We start from the raw sequence: 5,696 nt of genomic DNA, 5'->3' as shown, positions 1-5,696 counted from the left end.
GCCAAAGCTATGCTTTGTCTCCCCTCCCCGCCTGCGGGGAGGGGAGACAAAGCATAGCTTTGGCTCTTTGGGGTTCTTCGAGTTTAATAAGCAATTAAGCGGACATGATATTAGGTCATTTTCCCCATCACGTGAGAGGCTAAGTCATCATGCAGCTGATGGCTAAACCTGAGCGAACATTTGGGTTAATTGTGGGTATTGAGAAATACCACGAAACTGCTTGGAATGTGCCGGGTGGGGGGCCAGCCGATGACGCACTGAAATTTGCTCGTTGGCTGCATCGGCATGGTGTACCGAGAGAGAATATCCGGTTATGTTTATCAGCACTGGCAGAAAATCAGCAGTTAATTGGGGAATGTGGGTTAAATGTAGAGTTAGCAACAGAGCAAAATATCTGCGACATTGTAACTAACTTTTTATCCTCAAAATCGGGGGATTTACTCTACATTTTTTGGGCGGGACATGGTTTGATTACCTCAGAACGAGAGCGTCGGTTGTTTTTTGCTGATGCAAATAACCACAATTGGCAGAATTTAGATTTGAATTCTTTATTAGTTTTGTTGGGTTCCAATAAATTTCACATTCGCAATCATATTTGTATTATTGATGCCTGTGCCAATTATGTTTTAGAGTCCAAGGGAAGACCAACTAATTTAGGTAGCAAAACTTTTTTAAGCGGACAGCCACATAAAGATAGTCAACAATTTGTGTTACTGGCTACGCGGGAAGGTGAGCAAGCTAAGGTAAATTCTGAAACTAAAACAGGATACTTTTCTCAAGCTGTGAGAGAGGCTTTTGCAGCAGCTAATGGGACTTTTCCGCCGGATATGAGGGAAGTAACAGAAGCAGTGAAGCAGCGATTTAGCAGTTTAGATAAAAAACAACTGCCGACATATTTTTATTCCCGTAATTGGGATGGAGATATTGAAAAATCTAATTTTAACCCCTTTGAGATTCCGCATAATATCCCACAGAGTCAAGCGCGTAAGTTTGTTGGCAGGGATGAAGAAATAGAACAATTGCGTCAGCTATTGCAAACAAATGATGTTGTGGTAATTAGCGATGTGACTGGACAAGGTGGGGTAGGTAAAACAGAGTTAGCTATTCAATACTCAGAACAATATTTGGCAGATTATTCTGGTGGGTGTTGTTGGTTAAATACCCAAAGTGTTGATTTGGGAACCCAGTTAATTAACTTTGGCATGGTTCATTTCTCTAATTTCAATCCTTCTGACCAATTAGATGCAACAGGTAAAGTTTTATATTGCTGGAAAAACTGGCAAGCAGGCAATGTTTTATTAATATTTGATGATGTTAAAGACTGGAAACAAATTCAACCATACCTACCACCTAAAGGTTCTCGGTTTAAGGTGTTAATTACCACTCGTCAAAACACAGCGTTAATATATACCTCATTGCCGTTAGGTAAATTATCACCAGATGCAGCCTTAGAATTATTAACAACTCTGCTGGGAAAAGATAGGGTTGAAAAGGAATTAGAATTTGCTAAAGGACTTTGCCAATTTGTGAATTATGTACCTGTTGGACTTTACCTAATAGCAGGACTGCGGCAAGAGCCAGGGAGCGAATCATGCTAGCAGACATCCTCGCACAGCTACAAAAGCAAGCATCAGCAGGTGAGTCTGGTGTAGCAGCAGCTTTTGAGTTGAATTGGCAATGCTTGGAATCAGAAACACAAAAATTGGCTTGTTTGTTAAGTTTGTTTGCTTTGGCTCCTATTCCTTGGTCTTTGGTAGAATCAGCAGCAAGTCATAGCGATTTGGAATTTGATTTAAAAGCTAACCGCACTATTTTAGTTGAGCGTTATTTGCTGCAAGAATTGGCAGATGACAGTTACCAAGTTCACGAACGCATTCAGGAATTATTACGACAGAAGTTAGAAGAGTTAACTGAAGCTGACGAACTCAAGCGTGGCTATTGTCAAGCAATGGTAGCCGTAGCAAAAGATATTCCTCAGACACCCACATTGACAGAAATTGCTCAAGCAACCCTAGCTATCCCACACCTTGCAGAAGTCGCCACAGTTTACCAAGCTTGGTTAAGCGATGATGATTTAATCTCGCCTTTTATAGGCTTGGGTAGATTTTATCAAGGTCAAGGAGCCTACACGCAAGCTTTACCTTGGCGTGAACAATCTTTATTAGCTGCCAGAAAACGTTTTGGGGATGAACACCCAGCTGTGGCTACTAGCCTGAACAATTTGGCTGGACTCTACCGTTCACAAGGAAGGTACAGCGAAGCCGAGGCTTTGTATATCCAAGCTTTGGCGATGAGAAAACGCCTGCTGGAGGATGAACACCCTGATGTGGCAACTAGCCTGAACAATTTGGCTGGACTCTACGATTCACAGGGAAGGTACAGCAATGCCGAACCTTTGTACATCGAGGCTTTGGCGATGAGAAAACGCCTGCTGGGGGATGAACACCCTGATGTGGCAACTAGCCTGAACAATTTGGCTGGACTCTACGATTCACAGGGAAGGTACACCGAAGCCGAGGCTTTGTATATCCAAGCTTTGGCGATGAAAAAACGCCTGGTGGGGGATAAACACCCATCTGTGGCAACTAGCCTGAACAATTTGGCAGAACTCTATCGTTCACAGGGAAGGTACAGCGATGCCGAACCCTTGTATATCCAAGCTTTGGAGATAGGCAAACGCCTGCTGGGTGATAAACACCCATCTGTGGCAACTAGCCTAAACAATTTGGCATTCCTCTACAAATCACAGGGAAGGTACAGCGATGCCGAACCTTTGTACATCGAGGCTTTGGAGATAGACAAACGCTTATTGGGGGATGAACATCCAGATGTGGCAATTGACTTGAACAATTTGGCAGGACTCTACGAATCACAGGGAAGGTACAGCGATGCCAAACCTTTGTACATCGAGGCTTTGGCGATGAGAAAACGCCTGCTGGGGGATGAACACCCTGATGTGGCAAACAGCCTGAACAATTTGGCATTCCTCTACAAATCACAGGGAAGGTACAGCGATGCCGAACCCTTGTATATCCAAGCTTTGGCGATGACAAAACGCCTGCTGGGGGATGAACACCCATCTGTGGCTACTAGCCTGAATAATTTGGCAGCACTCTACCGCTCACAGGGAAGGTACAGCGAAGCCGAGGCTTTGTATATCCAACCTTTGGAGATGAGAAAACGCCTGCTGGGGAAAAAAATTGAACCCCTAGTCGGTGAAGATTTGCTCAAAAAACTCAAAGAGCTGGAGAATCTGAGCAAGGAAGAAAAAGCCAAACACTGCGGCTACTATACCGTTACCAAAAATGGTACAGAGCGAGTGAATATGATGAAATTCTTAAATGCCCTAATTGATGCCGAAGGCATTCAGTTAGACAGTACACCAAGTGCTAATGCACATGATGGACGCAGTGCTAGCTATAGAATTAGTGTGCAATCGAACGGAGAGTTAATAATCGGTTCAGCTTATGCTAAGCAAATGAATCTCAAACCCGGAGATGAGTTTGTGATCACTTTAGGGAAAAAGCACATTCGTCTCAGACAGGTAGATCCAGAAGACCCGGAAGGTGTACAAGAAATAGAAGCTACAGCAATACGATCGCAACCCCCATAACTACTTCTCTAGGATATGCTTGGCGAAGGGAGCGATCGCGATCGCTGTTAATATTTTTGTTTATTCTAGTTAATGAAGCTCTGAACTTCATTAATGAGTCTTTTAACTCCATTAATGAGCCTTTGAACTCCATTAACGAGTCTGTTTTCGCTGAATTTAGCTTACTGGCGTGTCAAGCCTTAAATGTTGGAATAGATTTTATTGTGGGATGGGTGTCCTCACCCGTCCGGGCGGGCAAGATGCCCACCCCACAAGAGTTTATTAATGCACTATTTTAGCCTTGTCACGCTACTACGAAACTAAAAAATTGCGACTTCAGCACTATGGTTGAGCATTTCAGGGTCGATGGAAATACCTAACCCTTCAGCAACACGCAGACCATAGGAGACATCTGCTCTAAAAAAGTGGCAAAGTTGACGCATTTGGACATCTTGCTTTGCTTGGCTGAGGCTACCAACGATATTTTTGACAAGACGCTCTTGTTGTTCGGGTGTCATTAACCGATAGAGGTCGCCTGCTTGAGTATAATCGTCGTTTCCTTCACAATGATTGTAGCGATCGACGGTGGTATCCCCTAGATGGCTTGGTGGTTCTGCATAGGCTGGATTTTCTTTCGGCGTACCTTCAGCACTATTCGGTTCGTAGTTGGGAGCGCTACCATTGTTATTTCCCAAAGCCATGAAGCCATCTCGCTGGTAATGTCTCACTGGACATTTCGGCTGGTTGACTGGTAGTTGCTGATAGTTACCACCCAAGCGATACCGTTGAGCATCTGGGTAAGAAAAGATCCGAGCTTGAAGCATTTTGTCTGGGGAGAAACTAACGCCAGGAACTACCGCGCTAGGACTAAAAGCGGCTTGTTCGACTTCAGCAAAATAATTCTCTGGGTTGCGATTTAGCTCTAATATCCCGACTTCAATTAAAGGATATTCTGAGTGTTTCCAAACTTTTGTCAAGTCGAAGGGGTTATCGCGATGTTTTGCCGCTTGCTCCTCAGTCATCACTTGAATGCAGAACCGCCATTTGGGATAATCTTGTTGAGCGATCGCTTCAAATAAATCACGAGTCGCATGATCGGGATCTTCACCCTTAATCTTACCTGATTCTTCCTCTGTCAAGGTTTGATGCCCTTGCAAGGTCTTAAAGTGAAATTTACACCAAACGCGATCGCCCTGAGCATTAATTAGACTAAAGGTATGACTACCAAAGCCGTCCATGTGTCGATAGGTTTTGGGAATTCCCCGGTCTGAAAACAGAATCGTCACCTGATGCAGTGATTCCGGACTCAATGACCAAAAATCCCATTTGGCGTTGTGGTCTTTACAATTAGTTTGGGGATTCCGTTTTTGGGTATGTATGAAATCAGGAAACTTCAAGGGGTCGCGAATAAAGAAAATCGGCGTGTTGTTTCCTGTAATATCCCAGTTGCCCTCTTCTGTGTAAAACTTGATAGCAAAACCTCTGGGGTCACGCTCTGCATCTGCTGAACCCTTTTCTCCACCAACCGTAGAAAAACGCAGCAAAACTTCTGTTTTCTTACCAATTTCAGAAAAAAGCTTGGCTTTGCTGTAGCGTGTAATATCATTAGTAACCGTAAATGTACCGAAAGCCGCCGCCCCTTTGGCATGAACAACTCTTTCCGGAATACGTTCTCTGTTGAAATGAGCCAGCTTTTCTAACAGGTGAAAATCCTGAATTAATACAGGGCCCCGCGCCCCCGCAGTTAGCGAGTTTTGGTTATCCCCAACAGGAATACCATCAGCAGTTGTCAAGTTTTGCGGTTCTGTCATAGCTTAAGAACTTCTCCATTAAATTAGTGAAATTGCCCACAGTATATTTTAGTCAGTACATAAACGGATGCCTACTGACTAAACTCAGTAAATCATAGTCATTTCGAGTTCATATATAAAGCATACTCGAAACGACTATGATTTGCCAGCAATTTTTTTGTATTTTTAGGATCTCTTAATTAAGGTTGTCTTCAAGATGTATTGGAGTGGTGACTGGGCATGGGGCATTGGGCAAGCGGGGAGTGTGGGAGGTGTGGGAGGTGTGGGAGGATGTGGAAGAAATCTTTCCCCCC

General features: G+C 43.9%; 3 protein-coding genes. 2 read left to right on the top strand and 1 reads right to left on the bottom strand.

Annotated elements, in window-relative coordinates:
- The first annotated feature begins 149 nt into the window (after positions 1–149).
- Both GNE10_RS31550 and GNE10_RS31545 read left to right on the top strand, forming a co-directional pair.
- Positions 150–1,598, top strand: coding sequence for an NB-ARC domain-containing protein (locus tag GNE10_RS31550; protein WP_185569868.1), 1,449 nt, complete (start codon positions 150–152; stop codon positions 1,596–1,598).
- Positions 1,592–3,613, top strand: coding sequence for a tetratricopeptide repeat protein (locus tag GNE10_RS31545; RefSeq protein ID WP_185569866.1), 2,022 nt, complete (start codon positions 1,592–1,594; stop codon positions 3,611–3,613). The genes GNE10_RS31550 and GNE10_RS31545 overlap by 7 nt, the downstream gene beginning before the upstream one ends.
- A 299-nt stretch (positions 3,614–3,912) precedes the next feature.
- Here GNE10_RS31545 and GNE10_RS31540 read toward each other — a convergent pair whose 3' ends face one another.
- Positions 3,913–5,403, bottom strand: coding sequence for a catalase (locus GNE10_RS31540; protein ID WP_185569864.1), 1,491 nt, complete (start codon positions 5,401–5,403; stop codon positions 3,913–3,915).
- Positions 5,404–5,696 lie beyond the last annotated feature (293 nt).

This window comes from Nostoc sp. 2RC (assembly GCF_014222165.1).
Lineage (GTDB): Bacteria > Cyanobacteriota > Cyanobacteriia > Cyanobacteriales > Nostocaceae > Nostoc > Nostoc linckia.
The sequence above is the reverse complement of the archived record's forward strand: the minus strand, read 5'-3'. Positions and strand labels throughout refer to the sequence as shown.

Excerpts from the sequence above, each read along its gene's own strand:
- GNE10_RS31550 (WP_185569868.1), top strand. The coding sequence starts at position 150 with ATGCAGCTGATGGCTAAACCTGAGCGAACATTTGGGTTAATTGTGGGT.
- GNE10_RS31545 (WP_185569866.1), top strand. The coding sequence starts at position 1,592 with ATGCTAGCAGACATCCTCGCACAGCTACAAAAGCAAGCATCAGCAGGT.
- GNE10_RS31540 (WP_185569864.1), bottom strand. The coding sequence starts at position 5,403 with ATGACAGAACCGCAAAACTTGACAACTGCTGATGGTATTCCTGTTGGG.